This is a genomic window from Synechococcus sp. MU1625 (assembly GCF_020514205.1).
Classification (GTDB): Bacteria; Cyanobacteriota; Cyanobacteriia; order PCC-6307; family Cyanobiaceae; genus Parasynechococcus.
The window spans coordinates 305758-326054 of the sequence record NZ_VTLA01000001.1 but is presented as its reverse complement, the minus strand read 5'-3'; the positions used below and the strand labels follow the sequence as shown (position 1 = coordinate 326054).

The window sequence follows — 20297 nt, the reverse complement described above, 5'->3', positions numbered from 1 at the left end:
GACGCTGAAGGAATGCCAACAACTATGGGCTTACTCACATCACTTATGCCCTACCCCCTTGGGCATTTGGCATAAGGGAAATGGAGACCAGAAGCACGGCGTTGCCACTATGGATGAGGTGCCCTGTGCCCTAGTACTTGTTCGGCAATGGCTCGAACAACAGTTCAATATCGACGAAGAGTCGAACTGATCGCCATGACGACAGGCTCCTCCCCATCCCAATACGCGCTCATCGCCCAGCAATGGCCTGAACTCCACGCTGAGGCCGTCCGGGTTGAGGAGTGTGCGCTACGCGATCCACGAACCGCCTGCTTTTACGCGCGCCGCACGATCGAGTTGCTGGTGGAGTGGGTCTATGACAACGACAGCCAGCTGAGGCGCCCCTATGGCAATGGCTCCCTAGCTGATCTGATTTATGCCAACGACTTTCGTGAGCTTGCCGGTGATGAAATCCGCCGACTACGCCTGATCAAAGACCTTGGCAACAAGGCCGTCCATCGCATTGAACCGATCCGCAAAGGGGATGCGGTTCTTGCCGCTGGTGAACTGTTCCGGGTCTTGCGCTGGCTGGTGCTCACCTATGGCCGCAACCCGCAGCAGCTGCGCGGCCAACGCTTTGATCCAGCGCAATTACCCAGCGAAGAAAAAGCTTCAGCGCAACAAAGCCAAAGCCGAGAACAGCTGGAGGTCTTGGCTGAACAGCTCGCCAAGCGTGATGAGGAACTGCGCCAACAACGCCAGGCCTCTGCCACGTCTCAAGAAGAGCTGGAGCAATTACGCGCTGAAATCACAGCCCTGCGCAAGGCCAATCAAGCAGCCGCCAAACCCGATCCTGACCTGCCCGAATGGGAGACCCGCAAGGGCTACATCGATGTCTACTTGGAAGAGGCCGGCTGGAGCTTGGGCAGCAGCTGCACCCTCGAGGAGGAAGTCCAAGGCATGCCCAATGAAACGGGTACGGGCTATGTCGATTACGTGCTTTGGGGAGACGACGGCAAGCCACTCGCTGTTGTGGAAGCCAAGCGCACCAGCAAAGATCCCATGGTTGGCCAACGCCAAGCTGAGCTGTACGCCAACTGCCTTGAGCAGCGCTATGGCCAACGGCCGCTGATTTTTCTCTCCAACGGCTACCGCCACCGCATTTGGGATGACAAGCGATACCCGCCTAGGGATGTTCAGGGCTTCTACAAAAAAGCCGAACTGATCACCCTGATCCGACGCCGTGAAACGCGCCAAGCACTCAACGACGCCAAGATCTCCAGCGATATCGCTGGGCGTTACTACCAGCAGCGTGCGATTCGAGCCATTGGGGAATCGCTCGAACACGGCCGCCGCAAGGTGCTGCTGGTCAAGGCAACAGGCACCGGCAAAACGAGAACGGCCATTGCCCTAAGTGAATTACTGATTCGCTGCAACTGGGTAAAGCGAATTTTGTTCCTGGCGGATCGCACGGCGCTGGTGCTTCAAGCCGAACGTGCATTCCGTTCCTTCCTCCCTGATTGCTCACCGGTGAATCTCGTCACCAACAAAGGCGGCGAAGGTCGGGTGTTCCTCTCGACCTACCCCACGATGATGAAACTCATCGATGCGGAAGATGGCCAAGGCGTGAAGCGCTTTGGGGTTGGCCACTTTGATCTGGTGATCATCGATGAGGCACACCGCAGCGTGTATCAAAAATATGGCGCGATCTTCAATTATTTCGACTCACTCCTGACAGGGCTCACGGCCACCCCGCGCGATGAGATCGACCGCAACACCTACCAACTCTTCGAGCTCGACATCGGGATGCCAACCGATGAGTACGGCCTTGATCAAGCCATTGCTGATGGCTTCTTAGTGCCGTTCAAGCCCATCTCTGTCTCGATGAGATTTCCAAGAGAGGGGATCCGATACAACGACCTCAGCGAAGAAGAGCAGGCCCAATGGGACATCCTCGACTGGGATGAAACGGTTCAGCAGACAGGCCAGGTTGATTCAGGGGCACTGAACAGCTGGCTGTTCAACGCCGACACAGTGGACCAAGGCCTCAAAGTGCTGATGACCCAGGGCTGCACCAGCGCCAATGGCGACGGCGTTGGCAAGACCGTGATCTTTGCGAGGAACCACAAGCATGCGCAGTTCATCCAGGAACGCTTCGATCACAACTATCCCCACCTCGCGGGCAAAGCAGCCCGCGTGATCGACAACCAAACCTCTTACGCCCAAAGCCTGATTGACGAGTTCGCCCAGCCATCAAGCGAACTAATGATCGCAATCTCGGTCGACATGCTCGATACCGGCATCGACATTCCAGAGATTGTCAATCTGGTGTTTTTTAAACCCGTCCGCTCACGCACCAAGTTTTGGCAGATGGTGGGCCGAGGCACTCGCTTATGTCCAGACCTCTTTGGCCCAGGACAAGACAAGCAATGCTTCTGGATCTTTGACTTTTGCCAGAACCTTGAATATTTCCTCGGCAACCGGGGGGCTGATGGAGCAACACCCGCTGCCACTCTGGCGACGCGACTATTTCGGGCACGCCTGGCCTTAGTCGATGCGATTGATCAGCAACACAAAAGCGGAGAGGTACCAGCGGAAGAGATCCAAAGTCATCGCCGCTCATTAACGGAGCTATTGCGAACGACCGTCGCCGCTTGCCCTGCCGATAACTTCCTCGTGCGGCCTCACCTCGAGGAGGTGGGTCGCTTCAGTAGTCCATCAGCCTGGGAGCAGCTCACTCCAGAAGATCACGATCTTCTAGCTCACACACTGGCTCCATTGCCATCGGCCCATGGGGAGCAAACCGGCGATTCCGATGCCACAGCCAGGCGTTTTGATCTGCTGCTTTACAACCTGCAGCTAGCTCAGATGCGCAGTGAGCCTCGGGCAGCAAAGCTCCAGGGCCAAGTGCGTGAGCTCGCTGGCTTGCTGGAGGAGCGGCACACCATCCCAATGGTGGCCGCCGAACTCGAGCTGATCCAAGACCTACTGCGCGATGAGTGGTGGCAAGACGTCAGCATCCCCATGCTGGAAAACGTGCGCCGGAAATTACGCGGCCTGATCGGCCTAATTGAACGGCAATCACAGGAGCCGCTTTACAGCGACTTCAGCGACGAATTGGTGGGAATCAAAGAACTTGATGCAGCAGGGCTACTCAGCAATGACGAGTTCACGCAATTCCGTCTCCGCGCCCAGGAGTTCCTTAAAACGCATCAGGACCATCTGAGCATGCAACGGCTGAGGCGCAATCAGCCGTTGACAGCTAGCGATCTGCAAGAACTCGAGCAATTTCTCCTGAGCCATGGCATTGGTGACGATCGCGTCATCGCTCGAGCCAAAGAGGAATGGAATGGGTTTGGGCTGTTTGTGCGATCCCTCGTTGGCCTCGATCGCAACGCAGCCAAGGAACTGTTCTCCAACTACCTCGCGGAAGGAACCCACACAGCAACCCAAATTCGATTCATCAATGCGGTCATCGATGAACTCACCAATAAAGGGGTTATGGATCCTGCAAGGCTTTACGACCCGCCCTTCAGCGACCTCGCCCCAACCGGCCCGGAAGATCTCTTCTCGGCAGATGAATCAGGCCAAATCTTTGACTTGCTTGCTCTGATTCAGGAACGCGCTCGACCAGCCATGGCGGCTTAGGCAATTACAACGAATGCAAAGTGGCTGTGTAAGCCAGAAACCCCAGCGCTGATCAGCAGGATTCACACCAGCTCCAGCCACCACGCTCCCCATCAATGCAGTGATTCTGCAGAGGAATCGATCAGGCCAGGGTCAAACCACCCACCGCGGCGCAAAACAGGACAACCCGCCACGCCGGTTGCCGCCAGCTCACCAACAGCACAAACGCCACCAAGGCCAGGCTGAACTCAGCTCCGCCGCGGATTCCCGTCTGCCAGACGGGTTGAAACAAGGCCGCCAGCAGGATGCCCACCACCGATGCATTGATGCCCAGCAGAGCTCGACGCATCGGAGCCAAACGGCCCAAGTCACTCCAGAAGGGCAAGAGCCCGCCAATCAACAAGAACGAAGGAAAAAAGAGAGCGATGAGCGCGGACGCAGCACCGGCAATGCCCTGAAGCCCTGGCTGCAGATCGAAGCCAAGAAAGGCCGCGAAACTGAACATCGGCCCCGGCACCGCCTGGGCGGCGCCGTACCCCGCCAGAAACTGCTGCAGGTCAATCCAACCGTTGGGCACCAGCGCTTGCTCCAACAGGGGAAGCACCACATGGCCACCGCCGAACACCAAGGCACCCGTGCGCAGGAATCCACTGAGCTGCTGCACCAGCAGCGGCCTGGCCTCAGCGGACAGCCAGGGCAGAGCCACCAACAGCAGAGCTGCACAGACAAGCAAGCCCAGCGCCACAGAGCGCCGCAGCGGAACCATGAGACTTTCAGGCGCCAATGGCTCCAGCTCAGGTGGCGTCAGAGCACACAACCCCACCAACCCACCGAGCAGTAAGGCCAACAGCTGAGCCCAGACACGAGGCACCAACAGCACCAGCACGGCTGCCCCCACCATCAGGCTGGCCCGCTGCCGATCGGGAGCCAGCTTGCGCTGCAGACCCAGAACGGCTTGGGCCACCACGGCCACAGCCGCCACCATCAAGCCATGCACCCAGCCCCCGTCCATCCAGGTGGGATGGGCTGAGAGCAGCGACGCCGCCAGCACCATCAACACAGCGGAAGGCAAGGTGAACCCTGCCCAGGCGGCCAGCCCGCCAAGCCAACCGGCCCGGATCAGCCCCAGACCCATGCCCACCTGGGAACTTGAAGGGCCTGGCAACAGCTGGCAGAGCCCAACCAGATCGGCGTAGGCCTCAGCGGTGATCCAACGCTCCCGCTGCACAAAACGCTCGTGGAAATAACCGAGGTGCGCCACGGGACCACCGAAGGACGTCAGCCCCAACACGAAGAACTGAACAAAAACCTGCAGCGGCCTGGGCATCACGCTGCCCATCTCAGGCAGGGAACAAGCGTCGGTTCCGATTGGCAATCGCCACCAGGGAGAGCATCACCGGAACCTCCACCAGCACGCCAACAACCGTGGCCAAGGCAGCCCCGGAGTTCAGACCGAACAGGCTGATTGCCACCGCAACTGCCAACTCAAAAAAGTTGGACGCGCCGATCATGGCCCCGGGTGCCGCAATCGATCGCGGCTGGCCTGCTGAGCGCATCCAAAACGCTGTGATCCAGAAGATCAGATAGGTCTGGAGGATCAGGGGAATGGCGATCAAGACGATGGCCAGCGGATTGGCAAGGATCGCCTGGGCCTGGACCATGAACAGCAGCAACACGGTGGCGATCAAGGCGCCAATCGCTAAGGGCTTGAGCCGCGTCTCGAACCGCTCAATTCGGCGAGAACTTCGCAAACTCACCCGCGTCAACCACCCGGCCACCAGGGGAACCACGACGAACAAACCCACTGCTGTGAGCATCGTGTTCCAAGGCACCAGCACATCCGAGACCCCCAGCAGAAGCGCCGCAATCGGCGCGAAAGCAAACACCATGATCACGTCGTTCAGCGCGACCTGCACCAGGGTGTAATTGGGATCGCCATCGCTGAGGCGACTCCACACAAACACCATCGCCGTACAAGGCGCGACCCCGAGAAGAATCATCCCGGCCACATACTCCTGGCCAACAGCTGCCGGGATCCAGGCGGAAAACACACCACGGATGAACAGCCAGGCAAGGGCTGTCATGGTGAGCGGCTTGATCAGCCAGTTCACGACAGCCGTCACCAAAAGCCCCCGTGGCTGCTGGCGAATCGCTCCGATGGAGGAAAAATCGACCGCCAACATCATTGGAAAAATCATTCCCCAGATCAGCACCGCGATTGGCAGATTGATCCCCACGACCTCCAACGCCGCTATTCCACCCGCCAGATCGGGGAATAACGCTCCAAGACCAACCCCAGCCACGATCGCCAGGGCGATCCAGAGAGAGAGGTAGCGCTCAAAAAGGCCCATTAATCCATCAAGGGATCTTGATGAAATGAGCCTATAGCGACGAAGTCCCCGCTCAAAAGCAACGCAGCAAAAGAAGCCGAAGGTTATGAAAGCGATAAGATCAGGCCAAAAGATTTATTATTTGAGCGCTGATAAGTAGGTCGCAATCAATCCTTATTCACTCGTTAACCAACAACGCCGGGAGAAGGTTAAATTTCCAGATATCGAGCTCGACAGAGAAGGTGCATGAAAGACCTGTTAAATATTAAGCAGCTATCAGTGTCTTTTGGAGATGGCAATTATGCAGTTCAAGATATCAACTTTTCAATCCAGGATGGAGAATTTGTAGTTCTCCTGGGTTCATCCGGGGCCGGCAAATCAACACTGCTTCGCTCTTTGAATGGACTGGTTCAACCGTGTGCAGGAAGCATTCATTCGCGGCACCACGGAGAAGTCAGCTCATGCTCCAAACGGCAGCTCCGCGCCCACCGGCGGGATACGGCGATGGTGTTCCAGCAGCATCAGCTGATTGACCGCTTATCAGTACTGGACAACGTGCTGATGGGGCGATTGGGGTACCACTCCTTCCTGCGTTCACTGCTTCCACTACCGGAGAGCGATCGTCAAAAAGCCCTTTCAGCCATTGAACGCGTTGGCCTGATCGACAAGGCACTGGCCCGCGTCAAAGACCTCAGTGGTGGCCAGCAGCAGCGCGTTGGAATCGCTCGGGCCCTTGTGCAGGAACCACGCCTCATCCTCGCGGATGAGCCGATCGCCAGCTTGGATCCAGAGAGTTCGCTGCAGATTCTTTCGCTGTTGAAGGACATCTGCCAACGCGATCGGATTGCTGTTCTGGTGAGTCTTCACCAAGTGGAATTCGCGCGTCAGTTTGCCGATCGAATCATTGGCATGGCAGCTGGTCACATCATCTGTGACCAACACTCCTTGACCCTTGAGGACAGCGACATTCACGCCCTGTATCGCCACAAGCTCGAGGCAGCGGTCACCTAAAAAACCGCCGTCTCGAGTTCAGGCTTGCTCTTCATTTCTTCACCATGTTGTCCCAAGCTGCGCGTTTTACAGCCGTCGCTTTCTCCTCTGCTGCGATTTTCCTGGTTGGTTGCTCCAGCCAAATAACGACTGGTAAGTCTGCGGACACCAGTGATCCCGACAAGCTGATTGTTGCCCTGATTCCGGATGAAAATGCCGCAACGGTGATTCAGGACAATCAGGGGCTCAAGGATTTCCTCAATCAGAAACTCGGTAAGGAGATCGAACTGGTGGTCACCACCGATTACTCCTCGATGATCGAGGCGGCCCGCAACGATCGCCTCGACCTGGCCTATTTCGGACCGCTGTCGTACGTCTTGGCCAAAACCAAGAGCGAGATCGAACCGTTCGCCGCACGGATCAAAGGTGGCACCAAGACCTACAACTCGTGTCTGATCGGCAACACCGAAGCCGGGGTGACCGACTTTGAAGCGATCAAAGGCAAAACCTTTGCCTTTGGAGACCCAGCTTCAACCTCCAGTCGCATGTTCCCGGAACTGACCCTCAAAGAAAATGGCCTCACCAAGGGTGAGGACTACGAGGGGGTGTTCCTCGGGGCACATGACGCTGTGGCCTTGGCGGTTCAGAACGGTAATGCTCAAGCCGGTGGGATGGCCTGCCCGATTTTTGAGTCGATGAAGGAGAAGGGCAAAATCGACGACACGAAAGTGACGTTGATCGCCAAATCAGCACCGATCCCGCAGTACCCCTGGACGATGCGCTCGTCGTTGAAGCCCGAACTGAAGGAGACCATCAGCACCACCTTCATTGAGCTGAACGACGACAGCGTCCTGAAGCCCTTCAAGGCCGATGGATTCGCCGTGATTACCGATCAGGACTATGACGGCATCCGCAAGGCGGGTGATCTTCTGGGCCTCGACCTCGGCAAGTTCGTCAACTGAACAGGTACCTCCGTCCCGATGGTTAACACCATCGGGACATTTTTTATCTCCCGTTATGAGCGCTTCCGTTGATTCCTATCGCGCCATTCTTCGGCGCCATGAGCTGCGATGGCGGCAGCAATTCCTCCGTGTTCTGGTGATTCTCACGGCGGTGGTTGGTTCCCTGTCCGTTGTGGGCCTGTTTGATCCGAATCGAATCGCCACCGGGGTGCCGGCGATTTTGAACTTGCTGCCTGAAATGTTCCCACCGGATTTCGCTCGGTGGCCGTTCTGGATCAAGCCCTTGATCGACTCGATGGCCATGAGCATCGCGGGCACCTCAATCGCTGTGTTCTTCTCAATGTTGCTCTGTTTCTTCGCAGCAAGAAACACCAGCCCCAGCCGTGGCTTGTACGTCATGGCCACCGCAATACTCAACGTGACCCGAGCCGTTCCCGAGCTAATTCTCGGCATGATTCTTGTGGCCGCCGTGGGCTTCGGAGCCCTGCCCGGAACGCTGGCCCTCGGTCTTCACTCCGTTGGCATGCTCGGCAAGTTCTACGCCGAGGCGATCGAGCTGTGTGATCAAGAACCGATCGAAGCCGCCCGCTCATCGGGGGCATCTGAAATGCAAGTGATCGTTCACAGCATCCTTCCCCAGGTGTTCCCAGCCATGGCGGATGTCACGTTCTACCGCTGGGAATACAACTTTCGAGCCTCGATGGTGGTGGGCGCCGTGGGTGCCGGCGGCATTGGCTTGGAAATCATCAGTGCTCTGCGGATCATGGAGTACCAACAGGTCTTGGCCCTGCTGTTGGTGGTGCTCGTGGTGGTCACGGCGCTCGATTCGATGAGCAATGCCCTCCGGCATTGGATGGTGCAATGACAACCCTCGTGAGCCATCAACACCGGCCCCATCTGGTGGTCACGAACTATGTGCAAGAGGAGGTCATTGACTTCCTCTCCCAATTCGCACGGGTCACCGCCAATCGCAGCCGGGAACCCTGGAGCCGTCGATCTTTGCTGGAGGCAGCAGCGGACGCCGACGGCCTGCTGATGTTCATGCCGGATTGCGTCGATGCCGACTTTCTTGATCACTGCCCGCGGCTGCGCTCGATTGCCGGAGCCCTGCGTGGTTTCGACAACTTCGATCTCTCCGCCTGCGATGCACGGGAGATTCGCTATCAATTCATCCCCAATTTGTTGGCGGCACCAACGGCAGAACTAACCGTTGCGATGCTGATCAGCCTGGCGCGATCCATCCCGGCAGGGGACGCCTTTGTGCGCACAGGTCAGTTCCCTGGATGGCGGCCGAACTTCTACTCCAAAGGAGTGATTAACAGCACAGTTGGCATCGTGGGAATGGGGCAACTCGGCCTTGAATTCGCCGAGCGCATGCGGGGCTTCGGCGCAACGATCCTCTACAGCGATCCCATTCGTCTTGATCGCCAATCTGAGCAACGTCTTGAACTGCAGCATGTGGAGTTCAACGACGTAATTGAACACAGTGATCACCTGGTGCTGATGGTGCCGCTCACAAACGACACGCTGCATCTGATCAATGCGGATGTTTTGGCCCGTTGCAAGCCGGGAGCGGTGCTAATCAATCCATGCCGCGGCTCGGTGGTGGATGAACAGGCTGTTGTGCAGGCACTGCAATCGGGCCAGCTGGGGGGCTACGGAGCAGATGTTTTTGAGATGGAGGACTGGGCCCGACAGGACCACCCCAATTCCATTCCCCAGGCCTTGCTCGATCAACGCGATCACACCGTGCTCACGCCGCACATCGGTTCGGCCGTCCAATCGATCCGCGACGACATCGCCATGACGGCGGCCCGCAATCTCAAGGCACTTGTTCAGACCACCCTGTTGCCGATCAGATGACCAACATCACAACGCACTGGGATCCGAAGGATCTCCTTCAATTCAAAGGGCTTCATCAGCAAGACGGTGTCGTTCATGTGCATGGCTTGGTGGCAAGCGAAGCCATGGCCGAGCTGTTGGCTTGGGTTGACGACATCTCCAACGCGTCAACCTTGGGGCGCCACTACTTCGAAAGAACAGCCCATGGCCGGGTTAAAGCGCGAACCGAAGACTTCGCCAAGGATCACCCTCCCCTGCATCAGTTCCTAACCCAAGGCCGAGTGCACGACGTGCTCGAAGCATTGTTTGGCGAGCCACCGGTGCTGTTCAAGGAAAAGATCAACTACAAGCATCCCGGTGCAGCCGGGTATGCCCCCCATCAAGATGCACCGGCCTATCCGTATGGCTCCCTGCACATCACGATGCTGCTGGCCTTGGATTCAGCTGATACCAGCAATGGTTGCTTGGAATTCGCCAAGGGGGCCCATCACAACGGGGTGATCGACGTGAATGCCGATGGATGTCTACCGATTGAGAAAGCATCCCAACTCGAATGGACGCCGATGCCTGTGGCTGCTGGCGACGCTGTGTTCTTCAACTCCTTTTCACCGCACCGCAGCGGCACCAACCGCTCCGATCGTTCACGCCGCGCGCTGTACGTCACCTACAACGCCAGCTCCGAAGGCGATTTGAGATCGGAGTACTACGACCACAAAAAGCAGGCGCTGGCTGAAGGGCGCGTCAGCTTGATCAACCACTTTCTCGGGGAGGACGTCTCATGACTGCACTGGCCGACCACGCCATGGAGTGGATGAAATCCATGCAAGCGGGGAGTCGCGAAGAGCGCGTTGATCTGCTCTTCGCCTATCTGAACACCCACGGGCAATCCAGCTATGACCCATCGGTGACGCAGCTGGAGCATGCTCTACAGACAGCGCGTTTGGCGCATCAGGAATCGCACCAGCCCCACATGGTGGTGGCATCACTGCTTCATGACATCGGCCATCTGATGATCGATGAACACGATGAACGGGGAGATTTCCTCGATCAAGACTGTGCCCATGAGGCCGTTGCAGCACGAGCACTCTCGGTGTTCTTCCCTGCGAAGGTCGTTGCCCCCGTACAGCGGCATGTCTCAGCCAAACGGCTGCTTTGCTCTTTGGATGAGACGTATTACGCGGGGCTATCGGATGCATCGAAACGCAGTTTCGCTGTGCAGGGTGGAGAACTGAGCCGTTCAGAAGCGATGCGTCTCTTGGAATTGGAGGGGATGAACGATGCCATGGCACTGCGGCGCTGGGACGACCGGGCCAAGGTTCATGGGGTTGAAGTGCCCGAATTGGATGCCTACCGGCAGGTGGTCTTGGACCATCTCCTGTAGAGCAGGATTCAAGCGAAGTCAGCTGCCTGGGAGTTGCACACCATTGATCCCAGTTGCACAAAATTCCAGGGACAACTCAAGGACAAGAACCTCAGGCCTATTACCGGAACTGATAGCTAAGTGGCAGCAGCGGCAAGAAACCCCAGCGCTGATCAGCAGGATTTACACCAGCTCCAGCCACCATGCTTCCCATCAATGCAGTGATTCTGCAGGGGAGTCGATCAGGCCAGGGAATAGCAAGACACCACTTTGCCAAAAAGAACCGACCTACAGGGAAACAACTGGCTCCAGCATGAGTTACTTGATTTTATCAATTTCAAGCGTGGGATTGTAACCTTCTTTGCCCATTTTGACCATTTCGCTTGGCCCATAATGCCTAATAACGATATTAAATTTATCCGTTTTATTCCCTTCTCGAATAGGAAGATTATTGGGCTGGCCATCACATCCAAATCGAACTGTGTAGGTACCATCCTTGTTCTGGATAGGATTCATATTGCTTGAGATATTCCCAACATCGTTGAAGAGGTACCCGTCACCATTGTAGACAGTTGCAGACCAAAAATCTCTTGCCTGCGGATCAAGAAATGTCATTTCATAGCAACCATCAGAACTCATATATTGACTCGTTTGATAAATGTTGTCTTGAACCATCGCTCCACCCCATCCCCCTGCAGCACCGACGTAATTCATAAAAGGTGTTTGCCCACTTTCTTCGTTGCTATAAGCCTTGGACTGGTCGTACCCCTTAGAGAAGATTTCGTTTCCAGCTGCAGCAACTTTTTCAAATGATTCATCATCCCAGCTCTTGACGCTGAATGGCTGGGCACTACTAGCTTCTGCAACGAGATTCCGACGTGCATTGTCATCTAGACTCCTAACAATAACAAAAGCATGTGTTGTCTTGGCAGTAAGCCTGTGCCTACCAGGTCCATAAATCATGGGTTGAGTTTCATGGTTCTCATCTACCACCTGAATCGATACGTATTTATCGGTCTCAGGGATGGTTACATAAATTCCACCCGTCATATCGAAGATCGATGTGGCATAAAATGTATCTCGGTTCATTCGAACAACGAACTGCTTTGCAGGGTCGCTCGAAGCAACTGGCATTTCTAAGAATTTATTAATTCCACCTGCCTGTTTGATAATTGCATCAAACCGTAAATTGCTATACGCCTGAGGGAAATTGCCTTCAGTAACGACAATAGGTCTTGATTGAACAGTTCTATCGCCATCTTTAGTACTCGCAATGATATTGCTCTGCTGAACGTGCTCGGACTTGTTTAAATAGCTAGCTGAATCCACTGAAGCGTGATGATGAGTGTTGGCTAAAGCCTTAAAGCCGAAAGCGCTAAGTGGAATCAGGAGTGCCAGAGGTAGAAAACGGGCCATGCGTCATCGAAATGCTTTTAGCAGCGTAGGAATAAGTCTGATCACTCGCCGCCCTACTTGGTACATATAGAGCCGATTTCCTGAAGCCATAATTTCTTTAACTTTGTGATTCCTATGAGTGATTCTGGAATGTCCCATGTCGCTCAAAACGTTGCCATGGCTTGCTATCAGGCATCTAGAGGCCAGTGAGATACCAATCGAGATGAGCTGAGCCAATTCGAACGACATCTAGACGTTCTGGTTGTTGTGGTCCAACGAAGCAGCTAATTCTGAAGACGACAGGCCCCTACCAGATGCGTCGAATTGAACTGGCTCTTTTGGTGTTAACTCTCTCCGGAGTTGGTGCCATTACAGGACTCCCTGCTCACGCGGCACAACCCACCTACTGCGAATCCAACGTCGGATCACCCAGTGATCTGAAGGAATTGAAACACGGGCTTCTGCAGGGCTACCTCGATCCGGAGACCCTCCCCGACTCCCTCAAACTGCTTGCTCCTCCACCGGTACCTGGATCAGCAGCACAGGAACTCGATGAAGAGATTGCCAAGGCCAATTTTTCTCATGAAGGCACTGCACGCTGGAGCCAAGCAGCGACAGATGCCGATCTTCACTTCCCTGCCGCCGCATCGATTTTTTCCTGCAGTTTGGGCATCGAAATTTCCGAAGAACGCACACCAAGGCTTTACACGCTCCTGCGCCGATCACTCACCGATGCGGGATTGGCGTCTTACAAAGCCAAGAACCACTACCAGCGATCAAGGCCGTTCATGAGCAATGGGGAGTCGATCTGCACCCCTGATGATGAGAGTTCTCTGCGAACCGACGGCTCCTATCCATCTGGACACACCTCCGTGGGCTGGGCCTGGTCTCTGATCCTCAGTGAGATTGCCCCCAACCAACAGGATCAGATCCTGCAACGGGGAATGGACTACGGAAGGAGCCGAAACATCTGCAACGTGCACTGGCACAGCGATGTTCAAGCGGGGCAGCTCATTGGCGCAGCAACGGTGGCACAACTGCATGCCAACCCCGTGTTCCGTGCTGATCTGCGGGCAGCACGCAAAGAAGTAAAGGCGCAGCAAGCCACCAACAACATTGCGAACTCGATCAGCTGCACGCGGGAGCAATTGGCATTACAGCCCTAACCAACCAAAAAGAAGAAACAAACGGCAGACAACATCTCCAAGGCTGAGCCATGCCCTCCACCATTGTCTTGAATGCCGATCCAGATGTTTGCCCCGCCATGGGGACCTGGATCACCAATAACACCCAGCTGCTCTCAGGTTTTTCTCTTCTCATCGCCGAAGACGTGATCGAGGAGCTCACCCTGCGCCATGAATTAGGTGGACTTTCGATCATTCCCTGTCGTGCCATCCGTGACGGTGGGGATATCAGCATGGCGGCCAAGGTCCTCGAAGGAGAAATCAGTGGCCTGGTCCATTTCCCAGCTCCACCTGAACAAATGAGCAGGGATGTGCTCGCTGAACCACTGGTGCGAGCGGCCCTCCTCTGCGATTTACCGATCGCACTGAATCCAGCCACGGCATCTGCCCTATTGCAAGGCATAAAACGCAGCAGGCGGGGCTATTTGATTTTCAATCCAATCTCCGGTCAAGGGGATCCTGAGGCAGAACTGGCCGAGATTCGAAGTCATCTCGAACCACAATTCATGCTGCAGGTTTGGAAAACCCAGCCGGATCTTGATCCTGCCGAGCAAGCTAAAGAGTTGATCAAGGAGATCAAAGCCTTCGATGCCGAAGGAGATGGCGAATCGATCATCATTGCCTCGGGCGGTGATGGCACCGTTGGCGCCGTTGCCAGTGCCCTGCAGGGCAGTGATATTCCTCTAGGCATCATTCCCCGTGGCACAGCCAACGCCTTTTCCGTTGCCCTGGGCATCCCCACAGGAGTGAAGGCCGCCTGCACCAATTTGCTTTTGGGCAATCTGCGACGGGTCGATGTGGCCTTGTGCAACGACCGGCCGATGATCCTGCTGGCTGGCCTTGGCTTTGAAGCGGGGATGGTGGATAAAGCCAGCCGTGAACTGAAAAACATCCTTGGCCCGATGGCCTACATCTTTTCTGGTGCCCGGCAGCTGGTGGATCAACAACCATTCCAAGCCACCCTGCAGATCGATGGCAACGAATACCAGCTGGATACCAGCGCCATCACCGTGGCCAATGCCGCACCAGCCAGTTCGGTGATGGCCCAGGGGTTCGGAGAAGTGATTCCCGATGATGGGCTTCTTGAAGTGATTGTGGCCACTCCCAAAGACCGCATTGGTGGTTTTTCGGTGCTGTCCAGCCTCGCCTGGTCGGCCATCAAAAGCAGCAACGCCAACCACAGCAACATTGCCTGTTTTCGAACCAAGCAGATTCAAATCAAGTTGAACGACGTTCAGAAACTGGTGATTGATGGAGAAGTGCTCGATGCACAAACCGTCACGGTGAGCGTGAACCCTCAAGCCTTGCAAGTAGTGGCACCCATCCCACTGAAATTTTGAATTTCGCCAGCGATCCCCCCCTTCAACGCAAGATCAGCCAGATGGGCAAGCGCGTGCGCTGGCAGCATCCGGAGCTGATACATCGCGGGATCGATCAAACCCGACTCGTCATCAACAACGCCAATGGCACCCCTGAAGCGCACGATGCCTTTCACTTCTTGGTTCTTGGCGACAGTGGCACTGGCCGTCATCGGTGGCACAGCCCACCCCGACGAATTGCGGAACGACTTCTGCCCCACAAAAAAGGCGCTGCCTTTCTGCTCCACACCGGAGATGTGGTGTATCTGGTGGGGGCTGCTGATCAGTACCGCGACAACTTTCTGAAGCCCTACAGGGAGTGGCTCCATCACAGTGAGGATTGGCAAACCATCAGCCATGAGGGGCTTGTCTTCAACCAACCCTTCCTTCCGGTTCCGGGAAATCACGACTACTACGACCTCTCCATTCCCGTGGCATTGCTTGCAGGTGTCACCCTGCCATTGCGGCGGCATCTGCAATGGATGCATGACATCGACGCCGGATGGCGCGGCTCACGGCAGGGTGAAACCTATGCCCGCGCATTCCTTGATGTTCTCGCCGACATCCCCTTAACCCATCTCGGCGATCACCTTGACAAGCACTACGACGTCTCGTGGGACGGAAAACGATGCCTGCGCTACCAACCCGGGATCAACACTCGATTGCCCAACCGCTACTACCGCTTCCGGCATTCGGGTGTTGACGTTTTTGCAATCGATTCGAACACACTGTTGACAACAGCCAAGCCGTCAACAAACAGCGTTAAGCGTCGGCAAGAGCTACGCAGTCTTGAACAACAACAGGCCAATCTCTACAGAGAGTTGGCGAATAGCAATCTCAGTGAAGAGAATCGCGATGCGCTCCTCGATGAACTTGAAACGCTTCAGGAGGAATGCTTCGATCTTCAACGCCATTTCAGGCCCAGTGCATCCGTTGATCAAGAGCAACTGACCTGGCTCAAGCAGGGGCTGATTGCATCCCATCGTGATCCCGACGCACGTGGACGCATCTTGACGATGCATCACCCCGCTTATGTCACAGAAAAAACCAAATGGAGTCAGGCCGATACGCAGGCGATTCGCAACCACCTCAGGGATGTCTTCGACGAGGTTGCGTCATCTCTTGGGGGCGCCCTCAATTCACCTCTGGTAGATCTTGTTCTGAGTGGGCATGCCCACTGCATGGAGGTGCTGCGTACCCATGAAACCGGACACGCCGATCGCGAGATCAACTGGGTGATCTGCGGCGGAAGCGGCTATGGGCTCCGCATGCAACGGCGCGAGGGGCCTGAGCTGATCGAACAGGACGAGGCAGGAAACAGCAGCGTGATCGCCAGCAACAACCTCTTCATCGGACGGAACTGGAATGGCACTCCTGAAGGAGATGCCTACAGCGGCCTGCGCATCGACATTGCTGAGGGAAAGCCGCTCAGGATGTCCTTAACACCGTTGGTGTCGTCCCGAACTAACAAGGGATGGGTTGATGCAGAACCTGCTCCAATCACTCTGGGGGGCTAAATCATGAGCAAGACAAAGCTCATACAGGGTTCAACACTTCCGTGCGCTGCGCGGTGATGTTGAAGCCAGCTCATATTCCTTGATAAGGAATGCCGTAACCAGAGGGCTGTATAGAAGATAAAGAGGATGTCGAAAAAACGTCAAGAAGCTCTGGAGACACGCTGCACTTGCTCAGCATTCACCCCAATTGCACAAAAAATGATGAACAACTACAACTCAGGGACCAGCCCCTCAAAACTATTTCTATAGGTAAAAGCCAGGTGGCAGCAGCTGCCAGAAACCCCAGCGCTGATCAGCAGGATTCAGATCAGCGACGGTTGGATCGCTTGGAGTGGCTGTGTTTCGACGACAAATGCAACAGGCTGGATGCTTTGTCTTGCTCCTCCAGCTTGGTGAGCTTTTTCACAAGGATCCAGGTGTCTTGGGCAGACATCTCCCCATCCGGCTCCCATTTGATGCTCGATAGCTCTGCGGGGGACATCAAGAGCTGTCTAGGGAGCAACAAGCTAAGGAACCCAGCCTGGTGGCAACCGGCAAACCCGACCCTTGTCACTTAAGAAAATTGGAGATTGGTTTGCCTGGTTACAGCTTTCTGTGCTGGACAACAAAAAAGCCCCAGCCGAACGGACTGGAGCCAGGTGATGGGGAACTTTCGAAAGATACCGGCCCTGCATCAACAAGCAAGACGGGAGACACCACATCTAGTGTGATCAGCCCTCAGAGGCGGGCCTACCCTCAAAAAACACCAGATCTAGGGGACGAGCAGAAGCCCCCTAATCGAAGCCAATAGCGGTCAGTGCGTGCCGAACCAGGAACAACAGGAGCCAAGACGCATCGTCAAAAGCGTCAGTACACCAACCGCTGCAGCCACAAACGACAGACCCATCAGCTGCTGACGACGCTTCTCCTTAATGACTTCGATCGATTGGCTGCCGTTCAAGCTGTAAGCGCTAGTCCGAAGATCTTAACGATTTTTAGTAACGAAAGCTACTAAGGCTGTGACTAAGGGTGAAATGGCCTAAGAGCTTCTGCGACGAACGACGTCGACTTCAGGTCCCCACACAAAACGACATTCTCTGTAATCGCAGCCAAGAGTTTGGACTGATACACCTCTGTCAGATCTGGGCCGAGACCATGAGCGACCTGAGCAAGGAACAGGAACAAGCCATTGCTCGGTCGACCATGTATCTCTTCGCAGCAATCCTGACGATTCTGATGGTTTCCCTTGCAGGACTCTTCCTCAGTGCCGAACTGGAGCAGCAAGCCCAGATCAAAGAGGCGACATCAGTGCAGATCTCACGCCAACCCGAGGTCGCTCCTCAATCCCAACGACCTTGGACACGATGGAAACAACAACGACCCGCAATGTTGCCTGTGAAAATCCATGCTTCACAAGAGCCCAACAAGGTCTTTGAACTGAGGTTCTCATCGCTCACTTGAAACAAAGCGGAGCCAAGCAAAAAACGGAGGCTTTCGATCGCTTCAGGGTGCAGCGGCGAAGCGGCGACTGCGGGCAGTCAATTGGGTGCGCGCTCTGAGATGGCGATGCCGACGACAGGGCCTTGCGTAGAGATCAGAGCTGTTTTTCCAAGAACGCGGATAGGGCCAGCTTCGTTTGACCGCCGGCGAATTGGTTGTTCTGCAACACCACCAAGAGTGGAGCCACAGGGCTGTCATGCCACAGATCAAACCTGTCATAGCTGCATGATGAAACCCACTGGGGCGACGTCAAGCGCAGATCTGAAAGCGAAGCCTCGCTGCGATTCCTCGCTCAGCCCCCAACCATCGCGTGTTGCATCAACTCTGCATAAATGAGTGATAAGGCCAGTTGCCAAGACCCCGAAGGCCGATGCAGAACGGGAACATCGGATCCGCAGCCATGGCCAAGCGTCGCTTTCTCGACAAGCAACCACTCACCCAGGCAGAAGGGCTAACCGCCCTGATCATGATGGGGGTGGGTCTAACCCTGGGCGGCATCAGCGTGACCATCTTCATGGCGTTAAGTGCTGCAGCCCAAGGGTCTTGGCAGGAACTTTGGCTCTCCGGTCAGCTGAATTTCTGAGCTCAGGGCATCCAAGGCAACCGGATGCCGAAAGCCTCCAACGGATCCATCACGAGTTTGTTCATCGCCCGCCCCAGCAGCACTTGGGGCTCTTCGGGACGAATCGGAAGCACTTCATGCTCTCGACTCGTCGCGCGATCCATTCCTTTGAGCACACCACTCCGTATCAAGGCATTGGCTGCCTCAAGGCCGCAGACATAGGCACGTTCCTGGCACAGTCCCTTGGCTCCGTGCTCCCGTTCTCCCATCCGCACCCAGTCGCCAGCGCAGACCACGGATGGCAGCGATGTTTGCAGCGGCGGACGTTGGCTGAAACTGCCAGGTGAGAACAACGACACCGAACCCGGGTAACGCCGCACCTCAAACTCCAGTGCTCGCGCCAACCGAAAACCCGGCACCGCCTGCGGCAGAAGCTCTTTCATCAGGGTGTCAACGATCTCTTGATCACTCAGAGCCGCAATCGCTGTGGCGTTATAGAAGTCGCTGGCAACGACGGACCCCTGAGGAGCGCGACCGCCCCAGAGATCCGTTTCATCCCCTTTCTGCAGCTGGTCGAGCATGAAGAAGGTGGCACCCGAACCCTGCAATGGCGCAAAGCGCGAGAAGACATTGGCGGGATCGTCGACTGCGACATAGCGATCCAGCCACAACCGCACCGACACCACATCAATCGCGCCCAATGTGCCGGCAGCCACCAGCTCCGGTAGGGCTCCTGCACAGCAAGGCGACTGCTCCATCAGAGCATTCATGCCCTTGGAACCCACCGCCAGAACAACCGCATCGACATCGTCGATCACACTTGTTCGTCCCGTTGCGGGCGAACGGACCTCCACAGACTGGATCGCGGCTGCCTGGTGATCGAGATTGAGACAAGTTGCCAGCGTGCCTGCCTGAACTGTGAGCTGACAACGGTCAAGCAAGCGTTCCGCCAATGGAGCGATCAACCGCTCTGCGATGGTCCCAGAACGAATCCAGCGCACATCGAAGGAGTCCTGATGCGCCAAGGCGTAGTAATAGAGCAGCTCCATGGTGACGGCAGCGGATAAGTCTTCGGGTGGCTTGAACAGCCCCACCAGAAGAATCGGACGCAAAAACTCATTGATCATCCGCTCACTGATCTTCAGTTGGCGGAACAGCGTCAGCGCATCGATGGCGTCATAACGCCGGAATGTTTCCTCACTGCGATTGAGATCAAGCATCGCCACCAGAAGCCCGGCGATACTCAATCGATCGGCAACTGGAAGGCGCTTGAAGTTCTTAACCGTGGCCATGGCCTGCCCCAAAGGACTGGGGAGCTGCAACCCATCACCAAACACCGGTGCGGTGGCCTCCAAACCATCGGGAGACCAGAAGGCACTGGTCGTGAAGTCGGTAAACACATGCTCGAGCTCGAGCTCATGGGTCAGCGCATTGATGTTGGGGTAATCCCTCCAGAAACCACGGGTACCGGCTTCAAAAGGGTTGCCAGTTGCGGTGCGCGTTGGCGTACGACCTGTTGGATCCGCCATCCCATCGATCAGGGTGACCCGCATGCCTGCTTCACAGAGGGCTTTCGCAGCACCCCAGCCCGCCCAGCCAGCACCGATCACCACGACATGGGAGGACTCAGCCTGCGTGACCATGGATTGCTCAGGCATCGAACCTTCAGAGATCGAATGAACCGTCTCCGCATCATGGAGCTCTGAGGCCGG

The 20297-nt window shown here is 56.0% G+C and carries 17 protein-coding genes; 11 read left to right on the top strand and 6 right to left on the bottom strand.

What is annotated here, in order from left to right; all coding sequences use genetic code 11:
• Positions 1-195 precede the first annotated feature (195 nt).
• Positions 196-3627: a DEAD/DEAH box helicase family protein gene (locus tag FZX13_RS01925; RefSeq protein ID WP_226406782.1), complete on the top strand. Its 3432-nt coding sequence runs from the start codon at positions 196-198 to the stop codon at positions 3625-3627.
• A gap of 121 nt (positions 3628-3748) precedes the next feature.
• Here the strand turns inward: FZX13_RS01925 and chrA are convergent, their stop codons facing one another.
• Both chrA and arsB read right to left on the bottom strand, forming a co-directional pair.
• Positions 3749-4933 (bottom strand): chromate efflux transporter, encoded by a 1185-nt coding sequence (gene chrA, locus FZX13_RS01920; RefSeq protein ID WP_226408214.1) that lies wholly within the window; start codon positions 4931-4933, stop codon positions 3749-3751.
• A gap of 13 nt (positions 4934-4946) precedes the next feature.
• A complete protein-coding gene (arsB, locus tag FZX13_RS01915; RefSeq protein WP_226406771.1) occupies positions 4947-5957 on the bottom strand; it encodes an ACR3 family arsenite efflux transporter in 1011 nt (336 codons plus the stop codon).
• A 225-nt stretch (positions 5958-6182) separates the two neighbouring features.
• On the opposite strand from arsB, the gene phnC reads away from it, so the two are divergent.
• Genes phnC through FZX13_RS01885 form a run of 6 tightly spaced genes read left to right on the top strand, consistent with a single transcriptional unit; the run spans position 6183 to position 11111 of the window.
• Complete coding sequence (phnC, locus tag FZX13_RS01910; RefSeq protein ID WP_226406769.1) at positions 6183-6947, top strand: phosphonate ABC transporter ATP-binding protein; 765 nt, start codon at positions 6183-6185, stop codon at positions 6945-6947.
• 44 nt (positions 6948-6991) lie between these two features.
• Complete coding sequence (gene phnD / locus FZX13_RS01905) at positions 6992-7888, top strand: phosphate/phosphite/phosphonate ABC transporter substrate-binding protein (protein WP_226406767.1); 897 nt, start codon at positions 6992-6994, stop codon at positions 7886-7888.
• A 55-nt stretch (positions 7889-7943) separates the two neighbouring features.
• Positions 7944-8753: a phosphonate ABC transporter, permease protein PhnE gene (phnE, locus tag FZX13_RS01900; protein WP_226406765.1), complete on the top strand. Its 810-nt coding sequence runs from the start codon at positions 7944-7946 to the stop codon at positions 8751-8753.
• On the top strand, positions 8750-9751 hold the full coding sequence (locus FZX13_RS01895; RefSeq protein WP_226406763.1) for a phosphonate dehydrogenase: 1002 nt from the start codon (positions 8750-8752) through the stop codon (positions 9749-9751). Before phnE ends, FZX13_RS01895 begins: the two co-directional genes overlap by 4 nt.
• Positions 9748-10512 (top strand): phytanoyl-CoA dioxygenase family protein, encoded by a 765-nt coding sequence (locus FZX13_RS01890; RefSeq protein ID WP_226406761.1) that lies wholly within the window; start codon positions 9748-9750, stop codon positions 10510-10512. Before FZX13_RS01895 ends, FZX13_RS01890 begins: the two co-directional genes overlap by 4 nt.
• Positions 10509-11111 carry an HD domain-containing protein gene (locus FZX13_RS01885; RefSeq protein ID WP_226406759.1) on the top strand — a complete coding sequence of 201 codons (603 nt, stop codon included), beginning with the start codon at positions 10509-10511 and terminating at the stop codon, positions 11109-11111. The genes FZX13_RS01890 and FZX13_RS01885 overlap by 4 nt, the downstream gene beginning before the upstream one ends.
• Positions 11112-11408: 297 nt before the next feature.
• On the opposite strand, the gene FZX13_RS01880 is transcribed toward FZX13_RS01885, so the two are convergent.
• Entirely contained in the window at positions 11409-12506 is a 1098-nt protein-coding gene (locus tag FZX13_RS01880) for a DUF1214 domain-containing protein (RefSeq protein WP_226406748.1), read from the bottom strand.
• Positions 12507-12799: 293 nt separating this feature from the next.
• Here FZX13_RS01880 and FZX13_RS01875 point away from each other — a divergent pair, with 293 nt between their 5' ends.
• The 3 genes from FZX13_RS01875 to FZX13_RS01865 are packed head-to-tail and all read left to right on the top strand — an operon-like array spanning position 12800 to position 16544.
• Complete coding sequence (locus tag FZX13_RS01875) at positions 12800-13651, top strand: phosphatase PAP2 family protein (protein ID WP_226406746.1); 852 nt, start codon at positions 12800-12802, stop codon at positions 13649-13651.
• Between the two features lie 50 nt (positions 13652-13701).
• Positions 13702-15009 (top strand): YegS/Rv2252/BmrU family lipid kinase, encoded by a 1308-nt coding sequence (locus tag FZX13_RS01870; protein ID WP_226406744.1) that lies wholly within the window; start codon positions 13702-13704, stop codon positions 15007-15009.
• Between the two features lie 41 nt (positions 15010-15050).
• Positions 15051-16544, top strand: coding sequence for a metallophosphoesterase (locus FZX13_RS01865; RefSeq protein WP_226406742.1), 1494 nt, complete (start codon positions 15051-15053; stop codon positions 16542-16544).
• Positions 16545-16851: 307 nt separating this feature from the next.
• On the opposite strand, the gene FZX13_RS01860 is transcribed toward FZX13_RS01865, so the two are convergent.
• Together FZX13_RS01860 and FZX13_RS01855 are read right to left on the bottom strand one after the other, a co-directional pair.
• A complete protein-coding gene (locus FZX13_RS01860) occupies positions 16852-17025 on the bottom strand; it encodes a hypothetical protein (protein ID WP_226406740.1) in 174 nt (57 codons plus the stop codon).
• A gap of 312 nt (positions 17026-17337) precedes the next feature.
• Positions 17338-17484 carry a hypothetical protein gene (locus FZX13_RS01855; protein WP_226406738.1) on the bottom strand — a complete coding sequence of 49 codons (147 nt, stop codon included), beginning with the start codon at positions 17482-17484 and terminating at the stop codon, positions 17338-17340.
• A 909-nt stretch (positions 17485-18393) separates the two neighbouring features.
• On the opposite strand from FZX13_RS01855, the gene FZX13_RS01850 reads away from it, so the two are divergent.
• Positions 18394-18606 (top strand): hypothetical protein, encoded by a 213-nt coding sequence (locus tag FZX13_RS01850; RefSeq protein ID WP_226406736.1) that lies wholly within the window; start codon positions 18394-18396, stop codon positions 18604-18606.
• 2 nt (positions 18607-18608) lie between these two features.
• On the opposite strand, the gene FZX13_RS01845 is transcribed toward FZX13_RS01850, so the two are convergent.
• Positions 18609-20243: an FAD-dependent oxidoreductase gene (locus tag FZX13_RS01845; RefSeq protein WP_226406734.1), complete on the bottom strand. Its 1635-nt coding sequence runs from the start codon at positions 20241-20243 to the stop codon at positions 18609-18611.
• Positions 20244-20297: the final 54 nt, after the last annotated feature.